General features: G+C 65.3%; 13 protein-coding genes. 8 read left to right on the forward strand and 5 right to left on the reverse strand.

The genetic code is table 11. The annotated features are described in order from the left end of the window. Positions 1–234: 234 nt before the first annotated feature. The 4 genes from Q1A87_RS19185 to Q1A87_RS19200 all read right to left on the reverse strand — a co-directional run bounded on the left by Q1A87_RS19185 (position 235) and on the right by Q1A87_RS19200 (position 2,396). On the reverse strand, positions 235–528 hold the full coding sequence (locus tag Q1A87_RS19185; RefSeq protein ID WP_299655156.1) for a hypothetical protein: 294 nt from the start codon (positions 526–528) through the stop codon (positions 235–237). Continuing rightward, on the reverse strand, positions 525–1,115 hold the full coding sequence (locus Q1A87_RS19190) for a hypothetical protein (protein ID WP_299655158.1): 591 nt from the start codon (positions 1,113–1,115) through the stop codon (positions 525–527). The genes Q1A87_RS19185 and Q1A87_RS19190 overlap by 4 nt, the downstream gene beginning before the upstream one ends. Positions 1,116–1,450: 335 nt before the next feature. Next, positions 1,451–1,669, reverse strand: a complete 219-nt coding sequence (locus tag Q1A87_RS19195; protein WP_299655161.1) for a DUF6552 family protein — start codon at positions 1,667–1,669, stop codon at positions 1,451–1,453. 22 nt (positions 1,670–1,691) lie between these two features. Continuing rightward, the gene (locus Q1A87_RS19200; RefSeq protein WP_299655164.1) at positions 1,692–2,396 is read right to left on the reverse strand and encodes an SDR family oxidoreductase; all 705 of its coding nucleotides are present in this window, start codon (positions 2,394–2,396) and stop codon (positions 1,692–1,694) included. Between the two features lie 98 nt (positions 2,397–2,494). Here Q1A87_RS19200 and Q1A87_RS19205 point away from each other — a divergent pair, with 98 nt between their 5' ends. The 4 genes from Q1A87_RS19205 to Q1A87_RS19220 all read left to right on the forward strand — a co-directional run bounded on the left by Q1A87_RS19205 (position 2,495) and on the right by Q1A87_RS19220 (position 8,926). Next, positions 2,495–3,373 carry a LysR substrate-binding domain-containing protein gene (locus tag Q1A87_RS19205; protein WP_299655167.1) on the forward strand — a complete coding sequence of 293 codons (879 nt, stop codon included), beginning with the start codon at positions 2,495–2,497 and terminating at the stop codon, positions 3,371–3,373. Positions 3,374–3,569: 196 nt separating this feature from the next. Next, entirely contained in the window at positions 3,570–4,118 is a 549-nt protein-coding gene (locus Q1A87_RS19210) for a helix-turn-helix domain-containing protein (protein ID WP_299655170.1), read from the forward strand. After that, positions 4,115–6,493 (forward strand): FAD-dependent oxidoreductase, encoded by a 2,379-nt coding sequence (locus Q1A87_RS19215; RefSeq protein ID WP_299655172.1) that lies wholly within the window; start codon positions 4,115–4,117, stop codon positions 6,491–6,493. Before Q1A87_RS19210 ends, Q1A87_RS19215 begins: the two co-directional genes overlap by 4 nt. Positions 6,494–6,496: 3 nt before the next feature. Further along, a complete protein-coding gene (locus tag Q1A87_RS19220; RefSeq protein ID WP_299655175.1) occupies positions 6,497–8,926 on the forward strand; it encodes an FAD-dependent oxidoreductase in 2,430 nt (809 codons plus the stop codon). A 361-nt stretch (positions 8,927–9,287) separates the two neighbouring features. On the opposite strand, the gene Q1A87_RS19225 is transcribed toward Q1A87_RS19220, so the two are convergent. Further along, complete coding sequence (locus Q1A87_RS19225) at positions 9,288–10,271, reverse strand: LacI family DNA-binding transcriptional regulator (RefSeq protein WP_299655178.1); 984 nt, start codon at positions 10,269–10,271, stop codon at positions 9,288–9,290. A gap of 291 nt (positions 10,272–10,562) precedes the next feature. On the opposite strand from Q1A87_RS19225, the gene Q1A87_RS19230 reads away from it, so the two are divergent. The 4 genes from Q1A87_RS19230 (at position 10,563) to Q1A87_RS19245 (ending at position 14,694) form a co-directional block, all read left to right on the forward strand. Continuing rightward, the gene (locus tag Q1A87_RS19230; protein ID WP_299655181.1) at positions 10,563–11,810 is read left to right on the forward strand and encodes an ABC transporter substrate-binding protein; all 1,248 of its coding nucleotides are present in this window, start codon (positions 10,563–10,565) and stop codon (positions 11,808–11,810) included. A gap of 96 nt (positions 11,811–11,906) precedes the next feature. Beyond that, the gene (locus tag Q1A87_RS19235; RefSeq protein ID WP_299655183.1) at positions 11,907–12,752 is read left to right on the forward strand and encodes a sugar ABC transporter permease; all 846 of its coding nucleotides are present in this window, start codon (positions 11,907–11,909) and stop codon (positions 12,750–12,752) included. Then, positions 12,749–13,618 carry a carbohydrate ABC transporter permease gene (locus Q1A87_RS19240; protein ID WP_299655186.1) on the forward strand — a complete coding sequence of 290 codons (870 nt, stop codon included), beginning with the start codon at positions 12,749–12,751 and terminating at the stop codon, positions 13,616–13,618. Before Q1A87_RS19235 ends, Q1A87_RS19240 begins: the two co-directional genes overlap by 4 nt. Positions 13,619–13,650: 32 nt before the next feature. Next, a complete protein-coding gene (locus Q1A87_RS19245) occupies positions 13,651–14,694 on the forward strand; it encodes an ABC transporter ATP-binding protein (protein ID WP_299655189.1) in 1,044 nt (347 codons plus the stop codon). The last annotated feature ends 1 nt before the right edge of the window (position 14,695 follow it).

Genomic DNA, 14,695 nt, shown 5'->3' on the forward strand with positions numbered 1-14,695 from the left:
TCAAGATGTCCATTATCGATCATGGACATTATCGACAGCAGAGGCTCACCGTCAGAGCAGTCACAACGGACGGATACCGTTTTTCGAAGAAGTGCGAGAGTCGAGATGGGGCTCCTGTCGAAGCCGATTTTTCTCGCCGGGTCGCCATTCGACCGGACCGCGGCATCCGTCGAGAAGGGTTCTGTCCGGACCTTCGCTACATCGACTGGGAATGTCCTCTTCGGGATTGCAGCCTCAGTCGATCGCCTCGAACGCGACGCCGGCCCCGTCGCCGAAATACCGGACGTAGCGGTCGAAGATGGCCCGAAACTCGGTCCGCGCTCGCATGGCCTCGTCGTTGAGGCAGTTCAGGTAGTCCTCGGTGCCGTCGATGTAGTCCTGGTACTGCTGGTCGATCAGCGCGCGCAGCTCGGGGTCCTCCTCGGGCGGCGCGTAGGCGAAGGGCTCTTCGGGCGGCAGGCACCCGACCTGGGCCGCGGCCAGGGTCGGAGCTGTCGTCATTGCCAGCAGGATCGCAGCGCGGATCAATCCGTGTAGCGCACGGTGACAGGAGCGCCTCGGCCGGTGTCGAACTTCTGCCAGCCTTGCGCGTATTCCTGGTCCGTCCCGGGCTCCAGCGTCAGGTTGACCCAGACGTCGGCCCGCTGCGGCGGGGTCTTGTTGGTATAGGTCGTGACGGTGCTGTAGCCCTCGTCGCTCGTCCATCCGGTATGGGAATAGGCCGTGTCGTAGCAGAACGTGTTGACGGTCTGACGCCATCCGTTGTCGTCGGAAGAGGTCCGGTGGTAGAGGTGCTTGCCCTCGGGGCATTCCCAGCCCTGCGGCGAGGTCGGGCTCTTCATCGCGTAGTCGATGTCGTAGGCATCGTACTCCGCACCGTTCGACATGGCGCAGAAGCCGATGGGGGATTTGCCGTCGCGCAGGCGGTCCATCATGTGATCGAAGGCGTCGGCGCAGCCGGACGGAAAGCCACCGGGCAGGCACAGCAGCAGCTTGCAGTCCATGTCGTAGTCCGCGGCCAAGGCGGTGGACGGGGCAAAGCTGGCGAGGGCGGTGATCACGGCGGCGCCGGCGAGCACGATCGAGGCGGAGCGGATGCGGGCAGGGGTGGTCATGTCATCTCCGGAAGGTGAGACGCGAAGGAAACAAACAGGATTCTACCACAGGGAAACGAACCGTGAATCCTCAAAATGCGCGACATACGCGAACGGCCCAATAGCTGCCGTTCACCACTTCTTTGCATGCCGCAGCGCGGCCCGCCGAACCCGAAATTCGCTGCGGTCGCAAAATCGAGGCACCCTCGAACTCACACTTTGCGGGGACGGAACGGGCTTTCGCTGCGCCGTGCACGAAGGTCCGTTTCAGCTGGGGATACCCGATGCGACGTTCCGCTGATACGCATGTCGACGGCTCTTTAGGCCGCCGCCGGCGTCGACGGACTGCCCGCGGCTCAACCGCTGCTCATCCCCGCGATCATGGCGGCAAGGGCTGCGGCATGGATCAACATGATGGCGCGGTCGTTCCACAGCACGCCCACCGCGAACCAGCCCAAGACGCCGACGAGGAATAGGTAGAGGTTTCCAGGCGTCCAGCCGAAGGCGGTCGCTGAGTAGCCGGCAATCTGGACGATCGAGGCGACCCATTTGACGACGAAGGCGATACTGCTCATCGAGCGGGCTTCGACCGCCACGTCAGACGGCACGGGTCAGTCCCCCGTCGACCCGCAGGTTCTGTCCTGTCATATAGGCCCCGCCCTCGGAGGCCAGCCACGAGATCAATGAGGAGACTTCCTCGGCGCGGCCGTAGCGGCCCATAGGCACGCGTGCCCGGCGGTCCTCCGTCTCGGGCAGGCTATCGATGAAGCCTGGCAGAACGTTGTTCATGCGAACGTTGTCGGATGCATACTTGTCGGCAAAGAGCTTGGCGAAGGCCGCCAGCCCCGCACGGAACACCCCCGAGGTCGGAAACAACGGATCGGGCTCGAAGGCCGCGAAGGTCGAGATGTTGATGATCGCTCCGCCGCCTTGCGCCCGCATCAGAGGGGCCACGAGGCGCGTCGAACGGATGACGTTCAGGAGGTAGATTTCCATCCCGTCATGCCAGTCCTCGTCGGTGATCTCCAACACCGGTCCCTTGGGCCCATGCCCGGCAGAGTTGACCAGCACGTCGACGCGGCCCCAGCGGTCCCGCGCGCCATCAACCAAGGTTGCCAGATCCTGCACGGACCGGTTCGAGCCCGTAACGCCGAATCCGCCCAGGTCTTCCGCAAGGGCCTCGCCCTTGCCGGACAAGGACATGATGCCTACCCGGAACCCGTCTGCAGCCAAGCGACGGGCGGCGTCCGCTCCCATTCCGCTGCCCCCTGCGGTGATCAACGCGACCTTTTCTCCTGCCATGACGACCTCCTCCAATGTGCTACGGCCCGATTATCATTTTCAATCCTCCATATCGCGTCAGAATTGCTGCCGCCTGACAGGAGGAATACTGTTCGCCCATGACTGACCTTCCTCCGCTCAATGCCCTCCGGGCTTTCGATGCCTCGGGCCGCCATCTGACGTTCCGGGCCGCCGCCGAGGAGCTGGGGGTGACGCAGGGCGCGGTCGCCCAGCACGTTCGTGCACTGGAGGCGCATCTCGGGCTGCCGCTTTTCACGCGCCTGCCCAAGGGTTTGGCGCTCACGCCCGCGGGGCGCGGCTATCACGGGCGGATCGCGACCGCGTTCGCCGACCTTCGGGCTGCGACGGGGGCGCTGCACCCGAAAGCCGGCGTAGTGGTTGTCAGCGTCCCACCCACCTTCGCCGCGAAATGGCTGATCCCCAACCTGCCGTCCTTTTCGGAGGCAAACCCGGAAATCGAGTTACGGGTTCTCGCGACACAGGCGGTGTCGAGCTTCCATGGGGACGGGATCGACCTCGCCGTGCGCCAGGGACCGCCCCCCATGGGTGCGGCGCTCGAAGTGGTGCGCCTGTTCGGGGGAGAAGTCGTCGCGGTCTGCGCGCCGCAGCTTTTCGGGAAGGCCCCGCTGCCGATGAACTCCGGAGCGCTGGCACGATTGCCCCGGCTGCATGATGCTCACGACCTCTGGCCCACTTTCCTGCGGCATATCGGGGCATCCGAGGACACGGGGCGCGGGACGCGGTTCAGCCAAACTTCACTCGCGATCGACGCCGCGTCGGCGGGACAGGGTGCGGCTCTCGTCAGCCGTTTTCTCGTCGCGCGCGAGATCGCGGCCGGGTTGCTCGTGGAGGTGTCTGCCGAGGCGATGCCGGGCCCGCATGACTTCCACCTCGTCGCCCGGCGTCGCAACGATCGGAGTCACGCCGCAAAGGCAGTTTTCCAGTGGTTCCGCTCAATGGCGGAACCATCGACCTAGGGGCGGCGCCCGCCCGCGCGATCACGCCCCCGATCGCCGCTGACGTCGGCCCGCAGGGTCGAGACGGCCTGCCGACAGCGCCTTCCAAGGCGGAGGAGGATATGCACGGGCGTCGGGCAGAACGGAACGCTTGCCCGAGGGCTTGCCAAGCAGCTTCCGGTCATGAAATATGAACTTGTAATTTCATGGAAGTCACATGCCTGCTCTCGGATCCGATCTTCGCGCCCTTCGCCGCTCCCGCGGCGTCACCCTCTCGGAGCTGGCCGGCCGGCTGGGCCGGTCGGTCGGATGGATGAGCCAAGTCGAACGAGACATTTCCGTTCCCGATGCGCGGTCCCTCGCGCTGCTCGCCGAGACACTGGACGCGCCGCTCTCGCTCCTGACCGACAGGGCCATGGGTGAGATAGTGCGCGAGGGTTGGCGCCGTCATCTCGGCGAAAGGGTTCCCGGTCTCACCGAAGAACTCCTGTCGCCCGATCTCACCGACGGGTTCGAGATGATCCACTCCACCTTCGCCCCCGGCGCGCGCCGGGATGATCCCGTCATCCGCGATACGACCGAGATCGCGCATGTCTTGTCCGGGCGGCTCGCGATATGGCTCGGCGAGGCACGCCACGACCTCGGTCCCGGCGACACCGCCCGCCTGCGCGGCGTGCCCTTCCGCTGGGCCAACGAGGGCCGGGTGCCCGCGGTCGCGATCTGGACCATCACCCCCGCCATCTACACCCAAGGCAGCCCGAAATGACCGAGACCGCCCGCGTCGTGATCATCGGCGGTGGCGCGGTCGGCGTGTCCTGCCTCTACCACCTGGCGCTCGCGGGCTGGACGGACTGCGCGCTCCTCGAGAAGAACGAGCTGACGGCAGGCTCGACATGGCACGCGGCCGGCAACTGCCCGACCTTTTCGACCTCGCTGGCGATGACGCGGCTGCAGCGCTACTCGATGGCCCTCTATCGCGATCTGGCGGCGGCGACTGGCACGCCGTTCACTTACAACGTCACCGGCGCGATCCGTCTGGCGCATACCGACGACCGGATGCGCGAGTTCGAGCATGTCGCCTCATGGGGTCGCAAGCTGGACATGCCGACCGCGATGATGTCGGTCGCGGACATCACCGACGCTCACCCGTTCCTCGAGACGCATGACCTGAAAGGCGGCTTCTGGGATGCGCATGACGGCGACGCGGACCCCGCCTCGCTGACCGGAGCGCTGGCGGCGGGCGCCCGTGGGTTCGGGGCCACGATCCACCGCTTCCGCCCCGCGACCGGCGTGACCCGGGACGGGGACGAATGGATCGTCCACACCGCGACGGGCGACGTCCGCTGCCAGTACGTCGTCAACGCGGGCGGCTACTACGCGCGGCGCATCGGGGAATGGTTCGTGCCTTTCGGCGGCCGCACCGTCCCCATGACCGTGCTGCAACACCAGTATCTGCTGACCGACGAGATCCCCGAGATCGCGGAATGGTCTCGCGCGAATGGCCGCAAGCTGCCTCTCGTGCGCGACCCGGACGTCTCCTACTACTTGCGGCAGGAGAAGCACGGCCTGAACCTCGGCCCCTACGAGCGGGGCGGACAGCCCTACTGGACCGACGGGTCGATGCCCGAGGATTTCTCGTTCCAGCTCTTCCCCGACGACCTCGACCGGCTGGAGCCCTATATCGAGGACGCCATGGCCCGCCTGCCGCTGCTGGGCACGGCCGGCATCAGCAAGGTCATCAACGGCCCCATCCCCTATGCTCCCGACGGCCTGCCGCTCATCGGACCGATGCCGGGGGTCAAAGGCGCTTTCGAGGCCTGCGCCTTCACCTTCGGCATTGCGCAGGCGGGGGGCGCGGGCAAGCTGCTGGCGGACTGGATCGTCGAGGGCGCGCCCGAATGGGATGCCTGGGCGATGGACCCGCGCCGCTTCACAGGATGGGCGGATCAGGACGCGGCGGACGCCATGGGGCTGCAGACCTATCGCCACGAATACGCGCTCCACCATCCCCATCACGCTTGGTCCGCGGGTCGCGACAGGCGCCTCTCCCCGGTCCACGGCCGCATCGTGGCCGCAGGCGGCCAGATGGGCGCGTTCGACGGTTGGGAACGGGCGCTCTGGTATGCGCGCCCTGGCGACGACACCTCCGAGGCCGCCACGGAGACCTTCGCGCGCGAGGGCCCGTGGTGGGGCGCGGTGCAGAAGGAGGTGGCGACAGTACGCGACGGCGCGGGCGTCATCGACATCTGCGGTTTTTCCCGGTTCGACCTGTCAGGATCCGGTGCAGCCGACTGGTTGGCGGGCCGCATCGCCGGAACTCTGCCGAAGGTCGGTCGCATCGGTCTCGCCTATTTCTCGGATGCGCGCGGACGCTGCCTGACCGAAATGTCCGTCATCCGACGTGGCGTGGACGCCTTCACCCTGATCGCCGCAGCGGCCGCGCAGTGGCACGACCGAGACGTGCTGGCCCGCGACCAGCCCGAGGGTGTGACCCTCGCCGATCGCACCGAGGCCGTATCAACCCTCCTCGTTACCGGCCCCGAGGCGCGGACGGTGCTGAATCATATCGGTACCGACGCCGACCTGACCTTGCCATGGCTAAGCCATCAGACGGCGCAAGTCGCGGGACGCCCCGTCGACCTCGTCCGCGTCTCCTTCGCTGGCGATCTTGGCTGGGAGATCCACGCGGAGCCGGAACATATTCCCGCCCTCTGGGATGCGGTCACGGAGGCGGGCGCGCGGCCGGTCGGCATGATCGCCCTCGACTCCATGCGCCTCGAAAAGGCTTGGCCGTCGTGGAAGGGCGACCTGTCTTCCGACTACACACTCGAGGAACTGGGCCTCGACCACTTCATGCGACATCCCGCGCCGCCCGCCCGCCAACTCGCCCTGATCACGCATGACGGCGCTACCGAGCCGCTCGCCATGTCGAACATCCTATCAGACGGCAAGATCGTAGGCGAGGTGACGTCCGCGGCCTATGGCCATCGCGCGGGCATGCCGCTCGCCCTCGCGATGCTGCCGATGGCTCTTATTGAACCGGACACGCAACTCGCCATCGACATCTTCGGCCAGGTCGTTCCCGCGCGCGTCCTGCCCGGTGCCGCATGGGACGCCGATCTCGCACGCATCAGGAGCTAGACCATGACTCTTCCGCAAAGCGCGCGGGTCGTCATCATCGGCGGCGGCATCGTTGGCTGCTCGGTCGCCTATCATCTGGCGAAGCTCGGCTGGAACCCGATCCTCCTGGAGCGCAAGTCCCTGACCTCCGGCACCACCTGGCATGCGGCGGGCCTGATCGCCCAGCTGCGCGCCACGCCCGCCATGACCCGCCTCGCTAGGTACAGCCAGGAGCTCTACGGCAAGCTCGAGGCGGAGACCGGCATTGCCACCGGCTTTTGTCGCACCGGCTCCATTACCGTGGCCCTTACCTCGGACCGCGCCATCGAGATCGCGCGGCAGGCCGGCATGGCCCGCGCCTTCGGCGTCGAGGTAGAGGAGATCTCGCCCGCCGAGGTTGCAGCCCGCTATCCGCATCTGAAGACGCGCGACGTCCGCTCCGGCGTATGGCTCCCCAAGGACGGCCAGGGCGATCCATCGAACATCGCCCTGTCGCTCGCCAAGGGCGCGCGAGGCGCCGGCGCCACCATCGTCGAGCGCACCCGCGTCATCGGCGTCCGCCGGACCGGCGCCCGCGTCACGCATGTCGACTGGGTGGCCGAGGACGGGACGCAGGGCGCGATCGCCTGCGACCACGTCGTCAACTGCGCCGGCATGTGGGGCCGCGAGGTGGGCGAGATGCTGGGCGCGCCCATCCCCCTCCAGGCCTGCGAGCATTTCTACATCGTCACCGAAGCCATTCCCGGTCTGGGCCAGCTTCCTGTCCTGCGAGTCCCCGACGAATGCGCCTACTACAAGGAGGACGCCGGCAAGATGCTTATCGGCGCCTTCGAGCCGGTCGCCAAGCCGTGGGGTCCCATCCCCGAGGGCTTCGAGTTCGACCAGCTGCCGGAGGACTTCGACCATTTCGAGCCGATCCTCGAACGGGCGGTCGAGCGGATGCCGATGCTCGAACAAGCCGGGATCCACACCTTCTTCAACGGGCCCGAAAGCTTCACGCCCGACGATGCTTACCACCTCGGCCCGTGCCCCGACATGAACAACGTCTGGGTCGCGGCGGGCTTCAACTCGATCGGCATCCAGTCGGCGGGGGGCGCGGGACTGGCGCTGTCGCAATGGATGGAGGGCGGCGAGATGCCATTCGACCTGATGGACGTCGACATCGCCCGCATGGAGCCGTTCCAGTCGAACCGCCGCTACCTGCGGGAGCGGGCCTCCGAGACGCTGGGCCTGCTCTATGCCGACCATTGGCCGGCCCGCCAGAAGGCGACGGCGCGGGGCGTCCGCCGCTCGCCGCTGCACCGCGAGATGCTCGATCGTGGCGCGGTGATGGGCGAGCTTGCCGGATGGGAACGGCCGAATTGGTTCGCCGCAGGTGACGAGGCGCGGACCTACGAGTACGGCTGGGGGCGTACCAACTGGTTCGCGGCGCAGGCCCGCGAGCACCGGGCCGTCCGCGAGGGCGTCGGTCTCTACGACATGTCCTCCTTCGGCAAGCTCAGGATCGAGGGTGCGGATGCGCTCGCACTGATGCTGCACGCTTGCGGGGCGCAAATGGACGTGGCGATCGGACGTATCGTCTACACGCAGATGCTCAACGAAGCGGGCGGGATCGAGGCGGACGTCACCGTCACCCGCCTCGCCGAGACGGCGTTCCTCATGGTCACGCCCGCCGCGACGCGCCTGCGCGACGAGACGCGGCTGCGATCCCTCGCCGGCGACCGGCGCGTCACCGTGACGGACGTGACAGCGGGCGAGGCGGTGATGGCCGTGATGGGGCCGCGGTCCCGCGATCTCCTTGCGGCGGTCGTGGGCGCCGACATAAGCGACGCCGCCCATCCGTTCGGGACCGTGCAGGAAGTCGATCTGGGACTGGGTCGCGCTCGCCTGCACCGGCTGTCCTACGTGGGAGAGCTTGGATGGGAGGTCTACGCCTCGGCCGACATGGCGGCCTATGTCTTCGAGACCATCTATGCGGCGGGAGCGGATCACGGCTTCTCCCTCGTCGGCCTGCATGCGATGGACTCGCTGCGCCTCGAGAAGGGATTCCGACATATGGGCCACGACATCACCCCCGCCGACCATGTGATCGAGGCAGGTCTGGGATTTGCCGCTCGCAGGGACTCCGGCTATGTCGGCGCCGACGCGGTGGCCACGAAGCGCGCAAGCGGGCCGGCCGTCCGGATGCTTCAGTTCCGGCTCATCGACCCCGAGCCGCTTCTATTTGGCGCGGAGCCGATCCTGCGGAACGGCGAGACGGTCGGGCACCTCGCCTCGGGCGGCTACGGCCACACGCTCGGCGGCGCCATGGGCCTCGGATACGTCCCTTGCCCGGGCGAGAGCGCGGCGGACGTGCTCGCGTCGACCTACAATATTGAGGTCGCAGGAGCGCGCATCCCTGCCGAAGCATCGCTCAAACCCATGTTCGACCCTGACGGGCAGAGAATGCGCTGACGACATAATACGGTCCACCGTCGAACGCGGGTTGGCAGCAGCATTTGGAACGCCAGCAGATGCGGGACTAAACCCAATTAGAAGGTAGTGCGGCAGTTGCAGCACGATCCGCCGAAGCTGCCATCCATTCATCTCGCAGTACTGGAAAAGAGGGCTCGGAGCGGTCATCCAGGGTTGTTAACCCCGAGCGTCGGCAGTGCGGGACGAAGCGGGCTTTCATGCGCCCGAGAAAACATTCCGCAATGGTATGGAACCTGGCATTCGCACGGATATCTCTTCCGGAACGAACTTCACGTGACGCCGCTTATTCGCTCGGGATTGGCTCTCTATTTTCTCTCGATCGTTCGGAATTCGATCTCGATCACGCGGGTGCTCCGGTCGAGTCACGGATGACGAGCTTTGCGGAAACCGTCGTCCTGACCGGCGGCAGACCCGGATCCTTGAGACGGTCAAGCAACATCCGCGCCAGCTTGCGCCCGAGGAGCCGTGGGGACACGGACATGGTCGTCAGCGCAGGTGTGGCGATCGCCGCCTCCTCGGTGTCATCGAAGCCGACTATGGAGAGGTCGCGTCCGACGGTGATCCCCAGCCGCTGACCCGCGAGGCTTGCCCCGAGCGCTACCATGTCACCGTTGCAAACCAGCGCCGTGATCTCGGGGTGGGCCTCCCGCAGGGCGATTGCCGCCTCGAGCCCTTCAGACTTCGTATCGCCGCTGGGCCAGATCACCGTCGGGCCAAGGTCGCGACGGCGCATCTCGTCGAGGTAACCCGCGATCCGTTCGCGACGGACCGGGCTCCGCTCGCCATCGCCGCCGAAGAACGCGATGCGGCGATGGCTGAGCTCGGCCAGATATGCGGTCGCGGTCATGGTCGCGGCCCTGTTCTCGATGCCGATATGGTCGAACGATGCGACCGGCGGGTCGCGCAGAAGCGTCACGGTGGGGATGCCGTGCATTTCGAGCAAGGTCACGGCGTCGACCGTAGTGGCGATCGCGGGCACCCAGATCAGTCCCCCCCGCGACGACCCGATGAACGCCTTGAGATTGCGGAGCTGGCGCTCGGGATCGTCGTTGGAATCCAGCGTCGACACCAGGTAGCCGTGGGTTTCGAGCTTGTTGGTGACGCCGCTGATGACCTCGGCGTTGAAGGGGTTGGCAAGACCGTGGATGACGATGCCGATTTCGCGGTTTTCGCCCGACCGCATGGAGGCGGCGCGGGTGTCGGGAACGTATCCTAATGCCTCGACTGCCCTCTTCACCCTTTTGCGGGTCTGCTCGGAAATCCGCCCTCTGTCGTTAAGCACCTGGCTGACAGTCGCACGCGACACCCCTGCTGTATCGGCCACGTCCTGAAGCTTCGGCCTACGAGACATCTAAGTTCCCTGGTATAACGATTTGGCCCAGATTGGCTGCCTCTCTTTCTGTTTTCAACTTGTATTCGGCATTCACGGAAGCCCGCCTGTAAGAAATGGACTAAAATTTGTTGACGTAAGGTATCACGTTATACCATAATCCAATCGACACCAATGCATCTCGCTCGGCCTTCCAGATCTCTCTGGCACCGTTCTGTCCGCGCTGTGTTGCTTCCAGGTGTCGGGTGATACCAAAGGGAGGAAGATATGTTCACAAGAGTCCAAATGCTCGGCGCCGCCGCTGCACTTGCGGTGTCCGCCGGCGATGTGGCGCAGGCAGACGTTCTGTTCTGGTCGACCCAGGCGCGGCCGGCCGAAGAAGCGCAGGCGATGCGCGACAATGTTTTGGACGGCTTCGACGGCGAAGTTGATTTCCAGCCCAACGAGGACGGCCCCTGGCTGACCCGTCTGCGGGCCGAAATCGAATCCGGTACCGGCACCATTGACGTTCTGGGATCGCTGCACGGCAATTTCTCGGCGATGAACCCCGACAACCTTGTCGATCTGGGAGACATGGGCGTGATGGCCGCCAGCGAGACGTTCAACGATCTCGGCCGCCTTGGTACGGATACGCTCCAGTATATCCCATGGATGCAGGCGACCTATCTGATGGCCGCCAACCGCGAAGCTCTGCAATACCTGCCGGAAGGCGCGGACATCGATGCGCTGTCCTATGATGAGCTGATCGCCTGGACCGCCAATGTCGAGGAAGCGACCGGCGAAGCCAAGTTCGGTTTCCCGGCCGGTCCCGACGGGCTGAAGCATCGCTTCTTCCAAGGCTATCTCTATCCGTCCTATACCAATGGGGTCGTGCGCACTTTCGCCTCGGACGCGGCGGTGACGGCCTGGGAAGCCTTCCGCGAATTGTGGGAGCACACGAACCCGGCCTCGACCAACTACGCCTTTATGCAGGAACAGCTTCTGTCCGGCGATGCCTGGATCGTCTTCGACCATTCGTCGCGTCTTGCGCAGGCATTCAACGAGCGGCCCGACGATTTCGTGGCGTTCCCGGCGCCCGCCGGGCCCGAAGGCCGCGGCTTCATGCCCGTGCTGGCCGGGCTTGCAATCCCCGAGACCGCACCCGATCAGGATGAAGCGAAGGCGCTCATCGAGTATCTGATGAAGCCGGAGATTCAGATCGAAACGCTGCGCGCCACCGGCTTCTTCCCGGTCGTGAATGTCGAGTTTCCCGACGATCTACCGCCTTCGGTGCAGGCCGCCGGTGCCGCGATCTCGGCGATGAGCGGCGCGCCCGATGCTAATCCCGGCCTGCTTCCCGCGGGCCTGGGCGAAATGGGCGGCGACTTCAATCGCGTCTATGTCGACACGTTCGAGCGGATCATCCTGGGCGGTCAGGACATCCGCACGGTCCTCGACGATCAGAAAGGTCGTCTGGCCGAGATCATGCAGGAAACGGGTGCGCCCTGCTGGGCACCCGACGCGCCGTCCGACGGGGCCTGCCCGGTCGAGTGACCGGCATCGCTTGACGTTTACGTCGCCCGGGCTGTTGGCCCGGGCGCACCTTCCCCGACACAATCGGCACGGGTCCGTGCTGAAAGGAGGCGCGCCATGTCCCCCCGGCTCTTGCCCTACGCCCTGATTCTTCCGGTCACCCTGTTTCTGTGCGTCTTCTTCCTCTACCCCTTCATTCTGGTCTCGCAGCAAGCGTTCGGTTCCGCCGACGGCTGGTCGCTCGAACACTTCCGCGATGTCGTCAGCTACTGGAAATTCCCGATCTCGATGCAGAACACTCTGCTGCTGGCCGCGGCAGTCGTTCCGGTCCAGCTGGCCCTGTCGCTTCTGATGGCCACCATGGTCACGCGGATGCAAAAGGGCCGCGACCTCGTGCTTTACGTTTGGACGATCCCGCTGGGCATCTCGGACCTTGCCGCGGGCATCATCTGGCTGGCAATCTTCGAGCAATCCGGTTTTCTCAATTCGATGATGGTGGGGATCGGCGCGATCGACAGCCCGATGCCGTTCCTGTCCTACCAGAACCCTGGCATCATTTTCCTCGCCATCGCTCTGGCCGAAATCTGGCGCGCGACGGCGATCATGCTGGTCATTCTTGTCGCGGGGATCGGATTGATCCCCAAGGAATACTACGAGGCGGCCGAGGTCTTCGGCGCATCGCCTTGGCAGCGGTTCCTGCGGGTGACGTTGCCTTTGCTCAGGCCATCATTGCAAACCGCGCTGATCCTGCGTGTCGTCCTGGCGTTCGAGGTCTTCGCGGTCGTTGTCGCCCTTGGCGGCAGCCAGTTCCCGGTCCTGATGAGCGAGATCTACGCCTACCAATTCGACCTTCAGAACAGTGGTGCCGCAGCAGCTCTTGCCCTGATCGTGCTGGCTATCTCCATCGTTTTCACCCTCGTCATCCTGCGCGCCCTCCGCGTCCCGAAAGGAGCCACGATATGACCCATGCGTCCATGGCGGCCCCGGCTCCGAAAACTGAACCGAACCCGACCCCTGTCACCCCGGTGCGCAACAGCGGGCGCTACCTTTACGCCGCGACTGTGATCCTGCTTTGCGCCTGGGTGCTGGTGCCGCTCTACTTCCTGTTGGTGAACACGCTGTCGTCGCCCGAACAGGTCAGCACCTTCCCGAAATCCTTCATTCCAGAATTCGATCTCGGCAGTCTGCAGTTCTTCGCCGGGTTCCAGGGCATCCTGAACGCGCTGAAGAACTCGATCATCGTGGCGTCGATGACGATGGTGATGTCGATCCTGTTCGGCGCGCCCGCGGGCTACGCCCTGTCGCGGTTCGAGTTTCGCGGGAAAGAGACGTTCCGCGTCCTGATCCTGCTGACGAGGGCCTTTCCCCTGCCGCTTCTGGCGCTGCCCTTGGCAGTGCTGTTCATCCGCACGGGGCTGGACGACACGACGTTCGGCCTGGCGCTGGTCCACACGACGCTGGCGCTGCCCTTCGCGGTGCTCATCACGTTCTCGCTGTTCTCGGGCATCCCGGTCGAGTTGGAAGAGGCCGCGTGGACGCTGGGCTGTACCCGGTTCACGGCCTTCACCAAGGTCGTGCTTCCGCTGATCCTGCCCGGCATCACCGCGTCCGCAATCTTTGCCTTCGTCATCTCGTGGAACGAGGTGTTCGCCGCCGCGGTGCTGACCATCGAGAACCGGACGCTGACCGCATTCCTGTTGCAGACACTGGGCGAGGCACCGCTGCACCTGAAGTTCGCGGGCGGCTTCATCCTCGTCGTGCCGGCGCTGATCTTCATCTTCGCCGTGCGCAAATACCTGTTTTCCATGTGGGGCATTGCCAACCGCTAATGCGGGGCGATCTGCAAAAGGACACGAACGATATGGCCGAAATCCAGATCAAGAACGTCGCCAAGACCTTCGGGGCCTATCAGGCGCTGCATTCCATCGACTTGGCCATCGCGGATCAGGAATTCATGGTCCTGCTGGGTGCGTCGGGCTGCGGCAAGACCACGCTGCTGCGGATCATTGCGGGGCTGGAAACCGCCAGCATCGGCGAAGTCTGGATCGGCGGGCGCCGCGTCGATCATCTGGCCCCGAAGGATCGCGGTATCGCCATGGTGTTCCAGAACTACGCCGTCTTCCCGCACCTGACCGTCTTCGAAAACATCGGATTCGGCCTGCGGATGGCCAAGATGCCGAACGACGAGGTCAAGCGGCGGGTCGAGCGCACGGCGTCCCTCATGCATATCGAGCAACTGCTTAAGCGCTATTCGGGCGAGCTGTCTGGCGGCCAGCGGCAACGGGTCGCCGTGGCGCGCGCTCTGGCGATGGAGCCGGACGTGATCCTGATGGACGAGCCACTGTCGAACCTCGACGCGCTTCTGCGGCTTGAGATGCGGGCCGAGTTGAAGGGCGTACTTGCCGAAAGCAAGACAACGGCGATCTACGTCACCCACGATCAGGTCGAGGCGATGAGCCTGGCCGACCGGATCAGCGTCATGCATCAGGGCCGTATCATCCAGGCGGCGTCGCCCATCGAGGTTTATCGCAATCCGGCTGCGCAGTTCGTGGCTGGGTTCCTCGGCAACCCACCGATGAACTTCCTGCGGGCGGAAAAGGCGGGCGACGGCAAATGGAATGTCGCGGGCGAAACCGTCGATGGCCCGCGTGGCGCCGAAGCGCCGCTGCAATTCGCGATCCGTCCCGAAGATATGCAGATCGCCGATCAGGGCCTTCCCGCGCAGGTCAGACTAGTCGAGCCGCTGGGCGCGCATCTTCTGGTCACCTGCGACGTAGACGGTACGATGCTGCGCGCGGTCCTCGACAGCGATCTGTCCCTCAAGGCCGGCGATCATATCAAGCTGGCGCCCCAGCCCGACCGCGTGCGCTGGTTCGACCCAGAAACCACAAAGGCAGTGGCGTGAC

The organism is uncultured Jannaschia sp., assembly GCF_947494055.1.
In the GTDB taxonomy this organism is placed as follows: Bacteria; Pseudomonadota; Alphaproteobacteria; order Rhodobacterales; family Rhodobacteraceae; genus Jannaschia.